The sequence below is a fragment of the Vibrio minamisatsumaniensis genome (assembly GCF_050337445.1).
Classification (GTDB): domain Bacteria; phylum Pseudomonadota; class Gammaproteobacteria; order Enterobacterales; family Vibrionaceae; genus Vibrio; species Vibrio artabrorum.
Map to the genome: position 1 here is coordinate 1 of NZ_JAKJSY010000022.1, position 18965 is coordinate 18965.

General features: G+C 44.4%; 16 protein-coding genes and 2 pseudogenes. 4 read left to right on the top strand and 14 right to left on the bottom strand.

Features of this window, described 5'->3' with window-relative positions; translation table 11 throughout:
- Positions 1-194: 194 nt before the first annotated feature.
- The 6 genes and pseudogenes from ycfP to hinT all read right to left on the bottom strand — a co-directional run bounded on the left by ycfP (position 195) and on the right by hinT (position 4850).
- Positions 195-734: an alpha/beta hydrolase YcfP gene (ycfP, locus tag L4B77_RS06570; RefSeq protein WP_261839311.1), complete on the bottom strand. Its 540-nt coding sequence runs from the start codon at positions 732-734 to the stop codon at positions 195-197.
- Between the two features lie 109 nt (positions 735-843).
- A pseudogene (locus L4B77_RS06575) lies at positions 844-1698 on the bottom strand (phosphotransferase).
- A gap of 154 nt (positions 1699-1852) precedes the next feature.
- Complete coding sequence (gene lpoB, locus L4B77_RS06580; RefSeq protein WP_261839309.1) at positions 1853-2443, bottom strand: penicillin-binding protein activator LpoB; 591 nt, start codon at positions 2441-2443, stop codon at positions 1853-1855.
- Between the two features lie 93 nt (positions 2444-2536).
- A complete protein-coding gene (locus L4B77_RS06585; RefSeq protein WP_261839308.1) occupies positions 2537-2929 on the bottom strand; it encodes a YcfL family putative periplasmic lipoprotein in 393 nt (130 codons plus the stop codon).
- Entirely contained in the window at positions 2929-4320 is a 1392-nt protein-coding gene (locus L4B77_RS06590) for a COG3014 family protein (RefSeq protein WP_261839307.1), read from the bottom strand. The genes L4B77_RS06585 and L4B77_RS06590 overlap by 1 nt, the downstream gene beginning before the upstream one ends.
- A gap of 179 nt (positions 4321-4499) precedes the next feature.
- The gene (gene hinT / locus L4B77_RS06595) at positions 4500-4850 is read right to left on the bottom strand and encodes a purine nucleoside phosphoramidase (RefSeq protein ID WP_261839306.1); all 351 of its coding nucleotides are present in this window, start codon (positions 4848-4850) and stop codon (positions 4500-4502) included.
- Between the two features lie 276 nt (positions 4851-5126).
- On the opposite strand from hinT, the gene L4B77_RS06600 reads away from it, so the two are divergent.
- Together L4B77_RS06600 and L4B77_RS06605 are read left to right on the top strand one after the other, a co-directional pair.
- Positions 5127-7118, top strand: coding sequence for a methyl-accepting chemotaxis protein (locus tag L4B77_RS06600; RefSeq protein ID WP_372041105.1), 1992 nt, complete (start codon positions 5127-5129; stop codon positions 7116-7118).
- 197 nt (positions 7119-7315) lie between these two features.
- Positions 7316-8482, top strand: coding sequence for a DUF1887 family protein (locus tag L4B77_RS06605; RefSeq protein WP_429749281.1), 1167 nt, complete (start codon positions 7316-7318; stop codon positions 8480-8482).
- A gap of 156 nt (positions 8483-8638) precedes the next feature.
- On the opposite strand, the gene udp is transcribed toward L4B77_RS06605, so the two are convergent.
- The 4 genes from udp to L4B77_RS06625 all read right to left on the bottom strand — a co-directional run bounded on the left by udp (position 8639) and on the right by L4B77_RS06625 (position 14275).
- Positions 8639-9397 carry a uridine phosphorylase gene (udp, locus tag L4B77_RS06610; RefSeq protein ID WP_061018938.1) on the bottom strand — a complete coding sequence of 253 codons (759 nt, stop codon included), beginning with the start codon at positions 9395-9397 and terminating at the stop codon, positions 8639-8641.
- Between the two features lie 311 nt (positions 9398-9708).
- Positions 9709-12054, bottom strand: coding sequence for a zinc/cadmium/mercury/lead-transporting ATPase (locus tag L4B77_RS06615; protein ID WP_429749284.1), 2346 nt, complete (start codon positions 12052-12054; stop codon positions 9709-9711).
- Positions 12055-12221: 167 nt separating this feature from the next.
- Positions 12222-13685, bottom strand: coding sequence for an MATE family efflux transporter (locus L4B77_RS06620; protein WP_372041102.1), 1464 nt, complete (start codon positions 13683-13685; stop codon positions 12222-12224).
- 173 nt (positions 13686-13858) lie between these two features.
- Positions 13859-14275: a CBS domain-containing protein gene (locus L4B77_RS06625; protein WP_261839301.1), complete on the bottom strand. Its 417-nt coding sequence runs from the start codon at positions 14273-14275 to the stop codon at positions 13859-13861.
- A 247-nt stretch (positions 14276-14522) separates the two neighbouring features.
- On the opposite strand from L4B77_RS06625, the gene L4B77_RS06630 reads away from it, so the two are divergent.
- Positions 14523-14819: a hypothetical protein gene (locus L4B77_RS06630; RefSeq protein WP_261839300.1), complete on the top strand. Its 297-nt coding sequence runs from the start codon at positions 14523-14525 to the stop codon at positions 14817-14819.
- A gap of 106 nt (positions 14820-14925) precedes the next feature.
- On the opposite strand, the gene L4B77_RS06635 is transcribed toward L4B77_RS06630, so the two are convergent.
- Positions 14926-15882: a glycosyl transferase family protein gene (locus L4B77_RS06635; protein ID WP_429749287.1), complete on the bottom strand. Its 957-nt coding sequence runs from the start codon at positions 15880-15882 to the stop codon at positions 14926-14928.
- 265 nt (positions 15883-16147) lie between these two features.
- Between L4B77_RS06635 and L4B77_RS06640 the strand changes: the two genes are divergently transcribed.
- Positions 16148-16642 carry a peptidylprolyl isomerase gene (locus tag L4B77_RS06640; RefSeq protein WP_429749355.1) on the top strand — a complete coding sequence of 165 codons (495 nt, stop codon included), beginning with the start codon at positions 16148-16150 and terminating at the stop codon, positions 16640-16642.
- A 120-nt stretch (positions 16643-16762) separates the two neighbouring features.
- On the opposite strand, the pseudogene L4B77_RS06645 reads toward L4B77_RS06640, so the two are convergent.
- The 3 genes and pseudogenes from L4B77_RS06645 to L4B77_RS06655 form a co-directional block, all read right to left on the bottom strand.
- Positions 16763-16858 (bottom strand): annotated as a pseudogene (locus L4B77_RS06645) (cytochrome c); the annotation flags it as partial.
- Positions 16859-16877: 19 nt separating this feature from the next.
- Positions 16878-17744 (bottom strand): DMT family transporter, encoded by an 867-nt coding sequence (locus L4B77_RS06650; protein WP_429749289.1) that lies wholly within the window; start codon positions 17742-17744, stop codon positions 16878-16880.
- A gap of 109 nt (positions 17745-17853) precedes the next feature.
- Entirely contained in the window at positions 17854-18951 is a 1098-nt protein-coding gene (locus L4B77_RS06655; RefSeq protein ID WP_429749291.1) for an alkene reductase, read from the bottom strand.
- Positions 18952-18965: the final 14 nt, after the last annotated feature.

The window sequence follows — 18965 nt, forward strand, 5'->3', positions numbered from 1 at the left end:
GAACATTATATAGAGCAAAAAGATGACCGCAACTAAAATCCTTACTCTCAAAGAGGATTCGTCACGAAACGACTAACGTGGGAGCAAAGTTATCGATAAAAAATATGCAACGATTTGTCCATAACAGTCTTTAGGGTTTAGATGTAAAAAAGCAGCACTCCTATGAGTACTGCTTTTATAATAAATCGAAGTGATTACGCGTTTTTAAACGCTTTCATGGCTTGAACGTGTTGAGAGATCTTTTTGAATTTATGACTCTCTTTCTCATCCCAAATAATATCGTAGTAGTCTTCAAGTGCAGCTGCGGTTTTAGTGTTATCGTGAATTTCATCTTCACGTGAAAGTATCACTAAACAACGTCCCTTGTTTTTCATACGATACTGAGCGACGCACTTAGTTGCGATGTCTTCATATTCTTCTGGACGATCAATTCGACCAACCATATTTTTTTCTGGCTGTAGGTTAGGGTTGAACACCACTTGCTTAATACCACACAAGAAACCGATGCGCTCAGACCAAAAACCACCTAACCCTACACCACAGATAATTGGGTGAGGATCATCAGATTGTTCAATCACTTTATGCACTTCTTTTAGGAGATGTTGCATATCATGTTTGGGATGCAAAGTACTGTAGTTAACGAAACGAACGTCATCATCAATGAATTGCAACTGCAGTACTTTTTCGTGATTGCCAGGGCTTGTAGAATCGAAGCCATGCAGGTAAATGATCATTTGTACCTCCTCCGTTGAATGCTGGTACGCTTAGATAAATCTAACATGAAAAATAAGGTTTTAAAGAGAAGAACCCCGAAATTATATTTTTCACTTCCTAAACGTGATCCTAACTACAGAAAGTACGGCAGAGTACCTCTGCTTCATCCAGGTAAATTTCATCGCCCCACAATTGATGGGCGAGTAAATACCATAACATTGCCATCATTCTACTTCGTGGTAACCACGCCTCTACCCCCTTAAGCCAAGGTTGAACGTCATGAATGCCGCGTAACTGACAATACGTTTGAACCGCTTCAGTGACAGACACGCGGGCAGCCGAAATCGTTAATGTTAAGTCAAGCCTAGGGTCTGCAAGCGCCGCATATTCCCAATCAATGACTTTAATCCCCTAGTGGCTTCTCACGAGATTATAGCCACCGAGATCAAAATGACACAAAGACAAATCAACACTTGGGATACTGGGAGGTATACGCCACTCTTGATATATTTGGGTGCAAGTTTCCGTCTTATGAATCGCATCAAGCTGCAACCAGTAATGATCAACTCGCGCCGTAAAACAGAATGGTTGGAGAGGCAATCGTTTCGTGTTAACCAAATGCACTGAGATCAGTGTTTTCAGCAAATCATCAAGCTCTAAACCTTCATAGAGCGTATCGCCAGCAATCCACTCAACCAATAACCCCAGATCATTCACCACGATAGGACTTGGCCCAATACCAAGACGTTCTATTGCCGAGAGCACTTGATATTCTTCATGACGCGAAATGAAGAACGCTTTAGTTATCGGTGTGATAGGACGCCAAACATACTCAGTGCCATCAACTAAAACCAACTTCCAACAGCGATTGGTCAAACCACCAGTCAGCGTCTGCGCTCGGATTGGGGGATCAGAAAAGTAACCATCAAGCGAACTCAAACTGGTATCAAGAAGTTTGGCTTCAGACCAAGAAAAAATTGCCATTACTTATTCCCTATCAATGTCTTCATTGCCCTACAAAAAAGACACTGACCAAAAAGCCAGTGTCTTTTCATTAATAACACGCAATGCCCCACATTGGCGTATGACCTAGCTAAGCGCTGTCGTCAATAGTGACTTAGAGGGCAAGTAAGCGAAATTAGAGACCCAGTAGGCTCTTAGATTGTTGCTTACGGATTTCAGTTTCATCAGCCCATTCAATCAAACCCGACTCAAGATCCATAAGACGCATCGTCATCTTGTAGTATACATCTTCGTCGCTGCCGTCTTTCTTCACGATGCTTGATAGATTGCCGTACAACATGTATTGCGCACCAACCATCTTACCGAATTGAATCGCTGAGCTTTGATTTACAAGCTCATCATTGTTTTGGAAATTCAGTTGTTCACGAACAGACTCGACACGATCCATATCAACGAAACGGAACTTACCAGAGTTGAGCATTTTTGTACTGATGGTGTCCGTGATTGATTCTGTATCGATGTGCTCACTGGTTTTATTCTTGATTCGCTCTACGAACACGATTGGACGTTGTTCACGAGTGAGATAGGCTACAGAACCAGAAGCCATCATGCTATCCACCATTTCACCTGCAATCTTTTGAAGGTCAGTTGAACCAAAATCGATTGTCGTGGTTTCTACAGCTTGTGCATCGCCATAACTTACCTTATTTGAACAACCGCCTAAAATAACCGCTAAACCTAGTAGCGCAATGACACTCTTTTTCATTTTACTTCCTCAAATTATCACTGAGTGGGGCCACACCCTTACTCTTAAATAGTTGTTTTGGCGAATCAATAGATCCGCTTATCGCAATCTGACTTACTGCTCTCGGAACTGAACTCGAAATTGAGTTGCGTTCGGGTTTACCGACACTTCAGACAGCGAAAGACTTTCGAAACCACGAACAATCGCTTGCTTCCAAGGTCCTTGCTTTAGGTTGACCTCAAGGCCCGCATCGTCATACCAGTAAAAACGGTAAAGGATATTTTGGTCACCTTTATAGTCACTGCTTAAACGAACAATACCTCTTGTATGACCATTAACTTGATCGGTCCGAATATCGTCAACGATTAACCGGCTGCCTAATACCTTGTCTCCAAAGAATACATTCTGAGTCAAGCTATCTACCCTGACGCCCGCTGTATTATCAGCACAACCGGCCAGAACCATAAATGTCATAACCGCGACTAAGCTCACTAACCACTTTTTCATTACAGCCTCCCTAGCTGTTTATGCCACATTGTTGCGTTGTTCCCTTGTCGAGAAACCCAAACCAAGGTGGTCTGCCCTTCACGAATATCAAAATCATACGTTATAGCGCCTGCTTCTAACGTATATTGACCGCTATTTGCTACAAACGTGCTGCTCTTAACCTCAGCAGGTAAAGATTGCCAACTGCGCGTATCCGGTTGCTCTGTCAGTGTGTTCCACACATTAAACAAGAGGTTGCCAACATCATCGCCCTTGGCTGCTTCTTTACGAATACGATCTTTCGCGACCACTCGCAATGCTTGGCGAATAACAATACTCGTCATTCGTTCCGATAAATCGTTCTGCGCCATCGCATTAACATCTGTGATCAAGTGTTCTGGTAACGGTTGTCCACTGATTCGCAAGGCAGAGAATCGCTCCATGTTTTGCTTCGCATAATATGGCAGCGCAAGAGAGTATATTGCCCCTCGGTCACGACTGTCATAAACCGGTAAATCCAATCGCCAACTGTCCATCGCTTGAACAGCGCTCTGCTCTTGCAAAACAATCACACGACCTTGACCTTTATCAAGCTTAGATGATGGCTTGTAACGCTTTTTCAATGCAGCTAAATCTTGTCGCATTCCTAAACGCGTGGCGGTTGCCATCGTTCTGTCGATGATTTCTTGGTTGTCAGGCATCACAGCCAGAGCTCGGCGATAATCGACATAGGCGCTATTAAGATCGTTGGAGGCTTCATAAAGCAAACCCGACAAAAACATCAAATACGCATTCTGAACAGACTGCAGCTTTTTGCCCGCGTCTGGATAATTCGCAAGGATGCTGCCGACATTAGCAGACAACCCCTGCTGTCTCGCATCGCTGGCCGCTCTTTCTAACTCTGATTCACGTTGTTTCTTCGCTTGTTCTTGCACTTGGTTGGCGCGACGCATTTCAATCACCGCACCTTCTAAATCGTTTTTCTTTAGGTAATTTAACCCCAGGTAGAGATGAAGAAAACCTAACTCGTAATCGGGTGGCACATACTCGGTAATATTATCATTTACCGCCAACGCCCCTACACTGGTTGCGCTGTCAGAAATCGATATCACCGCTTTATTTTGTTGATCTTTGACCGCTTGATCGGCCAACTCAAACGAAGATTTACTCTCCGGATACTTTTGATCAAGTAGATTAATTCTGCCCCTTTCAAAATTATCAAGGATGTCGCCTGCCGCGTAATCGGGTAATTTTTGTTGAGCCTCTGAATAGTCTCCAGATTTTACGGCTTGGTATATCGCTTTATTTTGCGCGCTGTAATGACTGAACAAACTTCCTGCCGACATACTGGCACAACCCACGGTCAAAGCTGACAACAAGGCAATGGACGCGAATCTAAACGGTTGCTTCACTTATCGTCTCCGTACATGTTTAAAATGCCAACTTGAGTCGTTTCATTATACAAAACGAAACGGGGCAAAAAGAGCTTAAGCGAGTGAATATCCTACTCAATAGGCATAACGATAAGCTATGCCTATATAGAGACAACAGATACAACTTAAAGTTGGCATACAAACTACAAATTGTTCAGCTAGCTCATTAACAGCGGACCAAGCGGCCGACCACCAACCAAGTGCATATGAATATGATACACCTCTTGGCCACCATGAGAATTACAATTCACAATAAGACGATAGCCATCCTCTGCAATGCCTTCTTCTTTGGCGAGTTTACGAGCTACGGTAAACATACGTCCCATCATCGCTTCATCTTCGAGTTCGACATCATTGGTTGTCGGAATAAGCTTATTTGGGATAATTAAAATATGACTAGGAGCGCGTGGGTTGATATCACGAAACGCCGTTACTAGGTCGTCTTGATAAAGTAGATCGGTAGGGATTTCTTTATTAATGATCTTACTAAAGATGGTTTCTTCAGCCATGTTCTTCTCCGATAAAACACTTTTTTCTTAATGTTTTAAGTATGCGCTATGCCGCAACAAACCACAATAAATCCGACTTAAAGCATAATAAAAAACACCGTTCAAATCAAAAAAAATGAGTATTGACTCTCAAGAATAGCGTGTTGATTAAAGCTGAGAGTAATTTTTGACGTGTGCGTCATAAAATGCGTGAGTCAACCTCAATAAAATACCRACAATTTTGTTAGTTTTACTTTGACCTGCTATTAGGTTTGCATTTTATTTAGGGAGAAAACCATGAAGGGATCTGTGATCAAGCGTATGTACGCCGGTTTCGCACTGATCATCATCATGTTTGCCGTCACGATAATCATCATGATGAACAGCATGAATCAAATACATCACAATTTTAAGAGTGTCTCAGAAACATCACTACCACTGGTTACCCTTTCAAATCAAACAAGTGTTCAATTGCTTTCTGCTGATAAATCATTTAAAGATTATCTCACCACCCAAAATGCTGAACGCATGTCTGCAATGCGCACAGAATTTGCTGCATCACAAGATTCATTTTCAAAAATGCTTGGTCGCTTAGAAGCAGCGAGTCAAAACACCCCCTCACTTATCGAGCGTATCGCTCAACTAAGAGCAATGGAAGCGCGTTACTTCGCTGAAGCTGATGAAGCAATGAACAATTACGCGGCGATGTTTGAAGCACAGGAACAAGTCCAAAAAGCATCGCGTGATTTTCAACGTCTGCATTCAGAATTAACGGTTGGCATGAAAGATTACATTGCCGATCAAAAGAGTATCTCTGTAAAAGTGATGGCAAAAAGCTATTTCATTAAATTGCAGGACGCTGAGGTGATCACATCTGACGCACTAGCAAGCTCTGATGTGTCATTCGTACAAAAAGCCGTAAACCAGAATAAAAAAGCCGTTACTCACTTAAACTACGCATACCGAGGCTTAGCAGCACAACTGCCCGCACTTAAAGATGTGTTTGATGAACCAGTAAAAAAATTCACCAAAGACGTCGGTCAAAGAGGTGGCGTGCTGGACAAGCACAACAATTACCTAAAAGCGAAACAAGCGTTATACGTCAACATCGCTAACCTAGCCATTGAAGTTGATCAAGCGATGACGGTATTGGATTCATTCAACGTTACTGCAGACGAACAACTTAACGCTTCATTAGCAGAGGCGAGCAGCATCTACGACAAAGGCCTGTTCAATGCCATTACTATCGGCATCGTTGTAACACTATTTGCAGGTGCTATCGGTTACCACATCGCGAACAGCGTAAGAGAGCCATTAACTCGTATTCTGAAAACGCTTGAAGGCCTATCGGAAGGCGACATGACTCAGCGTATCGATATTCGTTACAACAACGAGTTCAGCAGGGTGAGCGGACATATCAACACATTGGCAGATAACTTACACAACATATTGGTTAAGTTGAACGATGCTTCAGATGCACTGACCAAAACCGCAAGCGTCAATCAAACAACCTCTTCAGAGACTCAGGTTCAACTGAACAACCAACGGGAGCAAACAGCAACCGTCGCAACAGCAATGACTGAAATGTCCCATTCAGTACAAGAAGTCGCAAATAGCGCGCAAAGCTCATTAACCATGGTCCAACAAGTCGAGTCTGCATCAGAATCCGGGCGCCAGATCATGAGCACCAACATCAGCACCATCAATCAACTTGAAGCTCGCTTGAATGAGTCTGTTGGTGCTGTCGGTGAATTGCAACAAATGAGTAGCCAAATTGGCTCGATTCTTGACGTCATCCGAGGCATAGCTGAACAAACCAACCTATTGGCGCTGAATGCTGCAATTGAGGCCGCGCGTGCTGGTGAACAAGGACGGGGATTTGCTGTAGTGGCTGATGAAGTTCGAGTGCTGGCACAAAAAACCACACAATCCACCGCTGAAATCGAGACCATGATCAGTAATCTACAAACAAGCTCGAAAAGCGCGAGTAACGTAATAGAAAGTTGCATGAGTGATATGGACATGTCTGTTGAGCAGGCTTCCAGTGCCAACAGTGCAATGGAAGAGATTCAGGCATTAATTCTAGAAATCAGCCATATGAGTACACACATCTCTCAAGCCGCGGCCGAACAGAGTGAAACTTCTGGCGATATAGCTCGTAATATCGAAGGCATCAACCACATCGCTGACGCCAGCTATCAGGCGATGTCATCGATTGCTGAAGCAAGCCAAAATCTAACCGTGCTTGCCAAACAACAAGGTGATTTAGTACATCAATTCAAACTATAGATAAAGACCCAATCAATAGATATTGACCTAAAATATTGGTATATCTAACCCAATAATGATAACTAATTGAACAAGGGCAACTTTTATCAAAAGTTGCCCTTGTTTTTTATGATCTTTGTCATCATATGGTTATTATGGCTTGCTGCTTTCCGTTTTTTCTTTCACTTTTATGAGTAAGCCGCTAATAAGGAATTTCTATGTCTGTTCATGTTGGCATTATCGATCAAGACCCCATTCGCTTGCTCACACCGCTGCTCGATTACCGTACGAAGAGTTCTCATATCGTATTTATCGGCGATAACAATCAAACCAGTATGTATCAACGCTTAAAAAGCGTTTTACAGAAGCGCGACATCACGAGTGAATTTTACGAAATTCCTACCATCGTCAACACTTCAATTATCAAAGAATCTATCCAGACATTAGCGGAAGACCTCAAAGCACGAGGTCAACAAGTCAGGCTCAACGCAAGTTGTGGTCTTCGACACCGCCTTCTTTCGGTGTATGAGGTATTCCGGACTTATCATTGGCCAATTTTCGTTGTTGAGCCAAACAGCGACAAACTATGTTGGCTTTACCCCAATGCTAAAGAAGATTCGCAAGTACAAGACCGGATCACTATCGACGACTACCTAACGGTATTTGGTGCTCGTGGGGAATTCAGCGATGTACAGTTATCACCACAATTGGATCAAAAACTTTACGATCTTGGCGAGCGCTGGGCAAGTAACGCACTCGAGTTAGGCCCAGGGCTTGCGACGTTAAACTACCTTGCGACCACCTGCCGTAAAGAACAGAAACTGGATGTCGAGCTATCAGAGAAACAACAAGGTTATCGTGAACTGAACATGTTGTTGGATGATTTAGTGGAAGCGAAAATTGCGACTTATGACAAGGGAATTCTGACGTTTTCTAACGAAGACGCGCGACGTTTTTCTAATGGTGAATGGCTGGAGACTCTGGTTCACAGCACCGTGAAGCAAATCCAAGATGATATGCCGACCATTCAAGATCGCTCTCTGAATGTTCAGGTATACCGCCAATTAGGTGAACGCGAAGTTCGTAATGAGCTGGATGTGGCATCAGTCGTCAATAATAAGCTGCACATCATCGAATGTAAGACTAAAGGCATGCGCGATGATGGTGATGACACCTTGTACAAGCTGGAATCGCTGAGAGATCTGCTAGGAGGCCTACAAGCACGTGCAATGTTGGTCAGCTTTAGACCTCTTCGTCACAATGACATTACACGCGCAGAAGATCTCGGGCTTGCATTAATTGGCCCAGATGAATTAAAAGACCTGAAAACACACCTAACGGTATGGTTTATCGCTGCAGGTGGTTGTGAAGATTTAGAATGCTAAAACGGTCGCACTATAAAGCCTTCTAAAATCAAACGATAAAGGCGAATGACCGATGAGGCCATTCGCCTTTATCGCTCTCCAATATCTTTTGCCCCAACAAAAAATGGCCGCATCATTCGATGCGACCATTGTTAAAATTTGAATTCAATTTAAGTGTTAAAGCATTTTACGAGCTGCTTCTACAACCACTTTGATTGAACGCGCTTCCGTTACTTTTAACGTATCGTGATCGGGAATCTCTTTTTGAGTACGGTTGATGATCACACCCGCAACGCAACCGGCTTTCAAACCAGAACTTGCACACATTGTGAGTAATGTTGCCGATTCCATTTCAAAGTTCAGAACGCCCATGTCTTGCCATTCTTGCATAGAACCTTGGAAACGCTTAACCACGCGACCAGAGAAGGTGTCGTAACGCTCTTGACCTGGGTAGAAGGTATCGCTGGAAGCTGTTACACCCATGTGAACGGCTGCGCCTGATTCTTCAACTGCCGCTTTCATTGCTGTGGCAACTTCAAAGTCAGCCACTGCTGGGAACTCCATTGGAGCAAAGTGTAGGCTAGCGCCGTCTAGACGAACAGAACCTGTAGAAACAATCATGTCACCCACGTTTACGTGTGGTTGGATAGCACCAGTCGTACCAACACGTAGGAAAGTGCGAACACCCAGTTGAGCAAGCTCTTCAACGGCGATAGAAGTCGATGGACCACCAATACCGGTTGAACATACAACAACTGGCTTGCCGTCTAGCTCTGCGCGGTAAAGCGTGTATTCACGGTGACTAGCAAGGAATACTGGATTCTCCATCTCTTCTGCAATTTTTTGCACACGAGCAGGATCACCAGGGATGATCGCAAGAGTAGCACCGTTAAGATCGGCTTCAGTAACACCTAAGTGGAAAACAGCTTGAGACATAGTTCGCTCCTTTTGGCTTATTGGGCTTTTTACCCTTATTTAAGCTCATAGTAAATTCGTGGGGTACCAACACACTTTAACCAAGCTGATGATAAAATGAAGTGATGCGTGTCACATTAATGATCGCAACAAGAATTCAAGTTTCACAAAAAACCGATTTGTATCACAAAAATAAGCAATCCGAACGCCTATGTTGCATACTAATGAGACAAAAATCGCCTTTAACGTATTACCGCTAAAGGCGCTTTTATATTAGATGTGTTCTCTATTAGCCGCGTTGAATAAGGCTAATCCATATCAGTAAGCTGAGCTTAATCCGCTTTAGATTTGAAACGAAGCAGACGCAGAGCGTTTAATGTCACCAAAGCTGTCGCACCACTATCCGCTAAAACTGCCACCCATAAGCCAGTAATACCTAGCAAGCTGGTCACCAAGAATACGCCCTTCAAACCAAGCGCAAGGGCTACGTTTTGACGGATATTGTTCATGGTCGCTTGCGACAGTTCAATCATCGCTGGTAGCTCAGTTAAACGGTTATGAGTCAGCGCAGAATCCGCCGTTTCCAAAGCGACATCCGTGCCACCGCCCATCGCGATGCCGACATTCGCTGTTTTCATTGCTGGCGCATCATTAATGCCATCACCGACCATTGCTACGTGCGACTGTTGAGACAACTCTTCAACATAAGATACCTTGTCGCTTGGCAATAGGCTTGCCTTGTACTGCATACCAATCTTGCTACTGATCGCTGCTGCACTGCGCGGGTTATCGCCAGTCAGCATGATAGATTGAATACCTAAGTCATTAAGTCGTTCAATCGCAAGCTTAGCGTCACTGCGTAACGTATCTTGCCAAGCAATCAGACCAATCACTGTCGTCGCTTGCTCTGTTGATTTAAGTTCAAGAGCCACCACAACCGTCTTGCCCTCGCCTTCTAATGCTTCTACCTGAGAAACCACATCGGCACCAAGATCGAACGTGACTTTAGACGGCGACAGAACCTGATACTTAACACCATCAACATCACCTTCAACACCACTACCGATAAGCGCAGTCTTGTTGTGTGATTCAGGAATCTCAATATTCAGATCTTTTACTTTAGCGACAAGTGACTGCGCCAATGGGTGAGTAGAGCCAACTTCAATCGCCCCAACCACACGCAACATCGCATCTTGTTGCCAACCCGATAGTGCCTGAATATCGGTTACCTGAGGTTTACCCTCAGTCAGTGTACCCGTCTTATCAAAAGCGATGGTTTGAATTTTGCCAAGCTGCTCCAGTGCTGCACCACCTTTAATGAGCGCACCACGTTTCGCCGCGGCGGCTAAACCAGAAGTAATCGCCGCTGGCGTCGAGATAACCAAGGCACACGGACAAGCAATCAACAATAGCGCTAAACCACGATAGACCCAGGTTTCCCATGGCTGTGCAAACAACAATGGTGGCGTGATGATGACCAACAGAGCCACCACCATCATTAGCGGTGTGTACCAACGACTAAACTTATCGAGGAATCGCTCTAATGGTGCTTTACGAGACTCAGCATCTTCAATCAGATGTAAAATACGGTCAATGGCGTTCTCACCTTGTTTAGAAGTAATAGTGATACGAACCACTTTATCCACCACCACAGCGCCAGCCATGATGCTATTGCCTTCGATATGTTCAACAGGAACAGATTCACCGGTTAACGCACTTTCATCAAAGCTTGCCGCGTCGGTAATCAGTTGACCGTCAGCCGGTAAACGAGAACCCGCCGCGACTTCAATCACATCACCAGGAATCAGTTCACTGACGGCAACTTCGACACGTTCGCCCTTAATGATCTTGGTTGCGTTTTCTGGTACCAATGCCATTAGCGCTTGAACGCCACTTCTTGCTCTAGATGAAGCAAACGCTTCTAAGCGCTCACCAATCAAGAACAGCAACAGAACCATCGCCGCTTCCGCGGTTTCACCCAGATACAAAGCACCCAGCGCGGCAACACTCATTAAAGTTTCAATAGCAAACGGTGTACCTGAACGTGCCAGCTGAACCGCTTTTTTCGCTACCGGATATAACCCCAGCAGACAAGTTACCGTAAACAAGCCTTCGCTTAATTGAGGAGAGGTATTTTTCAGAAGCGCCGCAAACAGCATTGCGGCTGCAATCGCGATAATCTGTAAATTAGGTTGGATATGAGCTTGCCAAAAAGTCTCAGGTTGTTGTTTTTCTTTCTTCGAACCGACTTCCGTAAGAGGGAAACCCGTTTTGATAGAGACCTGTTCAATGGTGTCGGCAAGACTTTCATTGTCAAATTTAACAACCAGTTTCTCAGTAGCAAAGAGAACCTTCACTTGAATAACACCATCGATGTTTCTGATCGCGTTTTCTACTTTTCTTGCACAAGCTGGGCAGTCCATTCCGGCCACCAACCAACTTTTAGAAAATTGAGCGTCGAGAGATAAAGTTGAGGACTGACTGTCTTCTTCTCCACTATCCGACGAACTACAACAATCATCTCCAGACGATGACTGAGCAGCAGAAGCGCTACAACAACCGGATGAAGTACCAGCTGCTGTAATGCTTGAAATTTTAGGGCTAGAGCAACAAACTCCCGCCGCTTGAGGTTGAACGTCCACTTTTGCTGAGCGGCACGCTGCATGTTTTGCGCACATAATGTATCTCCTTAATACTCCAAAGCCTCAAGGTTGTTGCCAGTAGGGTGAGCAACCAAACCTTAATCGCCTTAAAAGTATAAACCTTGGAGGTAACTCCAAGGTCAAGAAGAAGTTTTCAATCTCTTCGATTTTTTATCAATAGCTATTGATGTTATTACACTGTGTTACCGCGTCTTAAGCTCAACAGTCTCGTCTCTATTTGCTGAGACATCATCAATCAAAACCGCATCATGAGAGCAGAAAGGTTGTGTATTCAAACTCACGATAGACACGTCCTCTTCTCCACGATCGACTTCAGAACCTTGCATCAACTCGGCGATATGATAACGAAGCACCAATATGCCTAACAAACCAAACAACACATTACCGAAAGCTTGTCCATACAACACACCCAGCGCGCCATACCATTGTGAGCCCAAGTATACGAATGGCAGTGTACCTAATGTCGCTTTACCTAGATTCAGAGCGGTTGAGTACAACGGTTTACCTAGGTTATTGAAAGAAGTATTCGCGACAAAGAGTGCACCGTTAAACGTAAAAGTCACAGCAACATAAGTACAGAAAGCCGCCACAATAATGGCGGCATCGCCCTGAAGGCTAAAGCCTTGGATCACGTAATCTTGAACAAAGTACAAAAGAATACAGACCGCGATGGTGTAAGCCGTGGTAACCAACAAAGAGTTATTCAGGGTTTCTTTAACTCTATCCATACGCTCGGCACCAAAGTTTTGGCCAATGATTGGCCCTACAGCACCGGATAACGCGAAGATCACAGCGAAACACACTGGTGTCAAACGACCAATAACCGCGAAACCAGCAACAAAATCCTCACCGTATTGTGCAATACCAGTGGTCACGATTGCATTACCAATCGGCGTTGCTGTATTGGTGATAATAGCAGGAATGGCAATGGCCAGAATCGGGCGCAGATGAAGACGCCACTGCACCAAAGAAGGGGGAGCAACAAGCTGGTGGCTACGCATTAATGGATAAAGTGAAAATAACAGTACCGAGAAACGCGCCACAACAGAAGCAATTGCCGCCCCTTCAATGTTCCACCCAAAGCCAAAAATAAACAGAGGGTCTAAGATCGCATTAACAATACCGCCTGACAGCGTCGCCCACATCGAACGCTTAGCATCGCCTGCAGCTCTTAATCCCGCACCCGCAGCCATCGCTAGGGCGAGAAAGGGGCCACTCGGCAACAGAATTTGCAAGTAAGCTTGCGCTCGCTCAGCCGCGACACCTTTAGCACCAATCGCAGCCAATAACTCCGGAATATAAGCAAACATAACCGCAGTCACTATCGAACTGATCACAAACGCGGTTAACAGAATACTGGTACTGAGGTTTCGAGCTTTATCTTTATCTTTAGAGCCAATGGCTTTGGAAACTAAAGCGCCCATCGCAATGGAAGTACCTATCGACACTGAAGTCGAAAAGAAAGTCAGTGTTCCAGCAAAACCAACTGCGGCAGCCAGTTCTACTTGCCCCAACATACTGATGAACAGCATGTCGAGTAAATCGACAACAAATAAGGCCATCAAACCAACAGAGCCAGCGCCCGACATCACCAAGATATGGCGCATCGTAGAACCTTCTACAAACTTTGCAGTTTGATTTGACATAAAACCTCCCAAAACTGAAACATCACAAGCTAAAACTCCATAATTTTATGGCCCTTAAAAGAAAAGTTCTTCAAAGAGAGACTCAATAAACTCAAACTTCAAAAGAAAAAAGGCGCCAAAGCGCCTTTCTTTATTTTAGGGTACAGGTAAAAACCATGCTTGTTAACACTCGACTACACCTGATGTTTAAAACATTCATCTAAGTTCTTGCCAATGGCTTTCAGAACATCCGTTCTTGTGATCATTCCCACCAGCTTTTTATTGTCGATAACTGGGTACGCTTTGGGTTTTCCAACTTGCATCATATCCGCCAGTTCAATAATGGATAAGTCCGGCGATACCGATAACACCTCTTGGTACATGCAATCACCGACAATGTGTGTATCTTGGCAGAAATAACTCACTTTAACCAACTTCTCCAGCAAGTCTTGCTCCGAAAGAAAACCAATCACTTCCTCATTTTCACCCATTACCGGGCCACCCATATGATGGCTGCGCATCACTCTGTCTAAAGCGACGCTTAATGGCATATCAGGAGTGAATGTCACCACCTGCGGCGTCATGTAATCTTTCACTTTTATTGAATGCATAGTGATCTCCCTAAATACTTTTCGTTATGTCTTTCCTATCTCGATAATCTAATTGTTGTCTAAAATCTTGATTTTACTAAATGGATTTCAACAATTTTATTGATAGGTGAAACCTACCGACACAATAAAGCAAGGTTGCAAAAGGCTTGCGAGCACTTTAACGGCATAAAAAAACATAAGCCTGACAAGGCTCACCTTTAAGCGCTATAATCTTTTTTTGCTTTTCATCGTTCAAATACGGTCCAAGATGCCTTCTCAATCATCAGATCAAAGCTGTCTGTCCAAGTATCACTCAAAGCTAAAAACCTACTTCAATCAATTGTTAGACTTCCAATCACGAATTTGGGTTGTTCATATCATTGAAGACGCCATTACTGATCAGTCATTTGTGATTAACGAAGATAGTTTTAAAGAACCTCTAGAGTGGATGAAAAAACGCAATTATCACGCTAAAATGCTTGAGCGTGTAGAAAAAATGAAAGTATCACAAATTATTGAGATTAGATTTGAAGACAAAATGCATCGATTGATGCGGGTGAAGTAACCCTTATTTTTGACTTTTTATAGAAGAGACCAATAATAAAAACGAACACAAAACAGGCCGCCAATCGCCCGCCGACCTTTTCTTATGTGGTGCCATTAGCAATCTTCTACCGAGTACAATATGCTTCCCATAAACGCAGAGCCTTTGCATAAGCTTCCGCTTTATTATGCGTTTCTGCGAATAAAATCGCCGTCATACTGTCAACGACACTGTTCGCCATCAACGCCATCTCTTCAGCCGGCGTACCAAGTACACATTGACTCGGAAATGGCAGATCCAAGTTCATCATCTCTTCCCAGTAGAAAGACTCAACTTTTTCAGGAGAGCTCATCCATACGGTTTGGCTCACTTTCGGATTGTATTCCGACTCACCATTCATGCCTTTAAATGAAATCACCGAGTGGGATTTGTTACCAATCACATGTTCCACTTCAGCGTGCAGCTGTGGAAATCCAGGGTGAAAACTGCCACGCAGCCCTAAGCGCCCTCCTCCCGGGTTCAATGCGCGAACCACAGTATTGATAGGTGTTCGCAACCCATAACGATGTTTCCAACCAATCATGGTTTGTGCTTCTGGAGCAAAGTTCGCCAGCGGCAAGTAAGCAATACCATCGGCCTCAAGTATGTGTTTCGCATCCTGTGGGTCAATAGCACTGTGAACACCCACGAGCTCTAGGTACGTTTCTACGTGAGTGCGTCCGCTTGGCTTATCCATATAGCCGTGCATCAACACTTTGTAGCCATCGTCAGCCAAGATTTTTGCGGCCAGTAAATTCCACGGTTTACCACTTGCTGTATCATTACGCTTACCTGCGTAGCAAGGCCAATCAATATCAGCCCCCAAGTCAGGCATACGAGATTGAAATGCTTTTACAAAACCCGCAATTTCTTCATTCGTCTCATTCTGCACACGAATTAACATCAGTAGCATCGCCATTTGGTCGTCGCCAACCTCCCCGCGCAAATACTCATCCATGACGCGATGGGCTTGTTTAAACGATAAAGGCTTGCGCCCTCTTTCACCTCGTCCAACAGTACGAATACACTCTAAAATACTACTCATTAACCGTTAATTCTCTTCCGTAGATATCAATAATTTAATACGTATGCGATTTTATGACACCCATAACCTATTGCAAAGTGATTAGCAGCATATCATCTGCCTAACGATAGAGAGAAAGCACCAATAGGAACAATACGTACTGTCTGAAACAAAAGTACGTTCACTCACCACACGACATCCAGTACTGGCATCCTCTGCAATTTTTCATATACTGCACCCTATTCGGCGATCTACTACTTGATAGTACTCAAATATGGGCACATTTATGATCATCCTAACGACTCGTTTTGGCGACATCGAAATTGAACTGAACCTTGAAAAAGCGCCAGTAACATCAAAAAACTTCCTTAAATACTGCCAAGACGGCTTCTACGAAGGCACGACATTTCACCGTGTGATTGACGGTTTCATGATTCAAGGTGGTGGTCACACCATCGACATGACAGAAAAACCCACTCGTGCCCCCATCGTCAACGAAGCCAACCGTGGCTTAAAGAATGTGATTGGCTCTGTGGCAATGGCGCGCACGGATGCACCACATTCTGCAACGGCACAATTCTTCATCAACCTTGATAACAACGACTTCCTCGATCACACTTCAACGACTAATGCTGGCTGGGGTTACGCAGTATTTGGCAAGGTGTCAGCGGGAATGGATGTCGTCAATAAAATTGCATTAGCACCAACGACCACTCGCTGGGGACACGAAGATGTGCCTTGTGAAGATATTGTGATTACTAAAGTCACGGTTCGCGACTAATGTCACCGGCCTGCTTTCCGGTCCTTAAATTGATGACACAAGGAGAAGAAGGCAGCGTGAGAGACTAGAGGGTAAGGGGTCGACTTTACCACCTATATTCAAAGCTAGTTGTTAGAATCGTTACCAACGAGAACGATAAGTACGGTGACATCCCTTGCAAGTGTTATTCGCAGAATTTAACCCTTGCTCTGCACTCGATAAGTCTTGTTTAACACTCGGCCCTGCGCCGAGTGTGTTATTTTCGTCTCGACCATTTTATATAGCAAAATAATGAAGCAATGATCACCGCACCACCGATCAGCTTTTGCACCTCAACATTTTCGTCGAGTACACTCACGCTCAGCAGCAGCGTCCACACGGGCTCAAGAATCATGATCAATGCCGCCACTTCCATGTTTACAGAGTGCTGACCGACCGTTTGTAGCAAGTAACGAATAGACGTTGCAATCACCGCAGACACAGTGAACCAAAAGGCTAAGGTTTTGGTTATTTCAAACTCCGGTTGAGTCGTCATAGAAGCAAAGGCTAAACCACTTACGCCCACCACAAACAACTGCACGCAGATTGATGCGATAGGTTTGATATTGGTAATCACACGCTTGTTCATCACAAAATGAACAGACAACAACATCGATGCTAACAGGAAGTAAATCTGACTCTGTTCAACACGCCAACCGTGACCCAAAGTCAGCAATAACATGCCGATAATCGCGATCGGAAAAGACATCCAAAACGCGCGATTAGGCTTAACTCGAAACAGAATCCAAGACACAAACGGGGCAATGATCATGGCTAGGCTCATGATAAACGCCCCTTCCGACAAGCCTTCTGCCACCGACACCGCAAACACCCATACCTGCAATGAGGCCGACAACAACAAGCCCACTCCGCATAGAGAAAGTATCTGCTTAAGCGAAAGTTTACGAATATGGTGAATACAAAATGGCAGAAGAATCAAACTCGCGACAAAGAATCGCACACCAATGAACACCGGCCCTGGCATTTCCAATACCACCAGCTTAGAAGCAATCCATCCCACCCCAGCGAGCAGGGTGGCCAATAGAAGGTAAAGTTCTCCACGCATCGCTTTCACGTTCATCATTTAACTTGTTCCAATAACAAAAAAACAACCTGACTCTGCAAGGTTGTTTTTTATAAACATTCAACAGGATCAAGATACTATCTCAATACTCTGCTTCAGACAGCTGTTTTTAGCCTGCGTATTCTGGGTAATCCGTTAAACCTTTTTCAGCACCACCGAACAATGTGTTTGGATCGTGCGCCGCAAGTGGATAACCATTTTGAATACGAGCAGGTAAATCTGGGTTAGCAACGAATGGACGACCAAAGCCAACCATATCAGTTACATCTTCCGCAACAGCTTTATCAGCACGCTCGCTATCGTATTTACCCGCATAAATAAGGACACCATCGTAAGCTTCACGAACGGCCGTTTTAAATGCTTTTGGCGTTTCAGGTGCATCGTCCCAATCAACTTCTGCGATGTGCAGGTAAACAATGTTCTTTTTGTTAAGCAGTGCTGCCGCTGCTGTGTACGTCTCAACTGGCGTAGCATCAACGGTACCATTCAGCGATGTGAAAGGAGCAAGGCGTACACCAACACGATCAGCACCAATCGCTTCAACCATAGCTTCGACAACTTCGCCTAGAAAGCGTAAGCGGTTTTCAATTGAACCGCCGTATTCGTCAGTACGGTTGTTTGCTTCAGAATCGATGAATTGGTTGATTAAATAACCATTCGCTGCGTGAAGTTCGATACCATCAAAGCCTGCTTCAATCGCGTTCAAAGCCGCTTGGCGATACTGTTCAACCACTAGTTTGATATCTTGTTTCGTCATCTCACGAGGTTCAACCACATCAACAAAGCCCGGTTCATCCGTGCCGTTATCGATGAATACTTTTACGTTTTCTGCTTTCAGTGCAGAAGACGAAATGGGTTGCTCACCGCCAATATTGTCAGGGTGTGTGACACGGCCTACATGCCAAAGTTGAGCGAAGATAACGCCCTCTTTTTCATGTACCGCATCGGTGACTTTTTTCCAACCCGCTATCTGCTCATCAGAATAAATACCCGGAGTCCAAGCGTAACCTTGGCCCATCGGTGAAATTTGTGTGCCTTCAGCGATAATCAAACCAGCAGAAGCGCGTTGAGCGTAGTAAGTGGCCATCATGTCGTTGGCTAAATTACCAGGTTGCGTTGCACGAGAACGGGTCATCGGTGGCATAACAATACGGTTTTTAAGCTCGATGTTGCCAAGTTGAATAGGTTGAAATAGTGCGTTTGTCATTGTTATATCCTCGA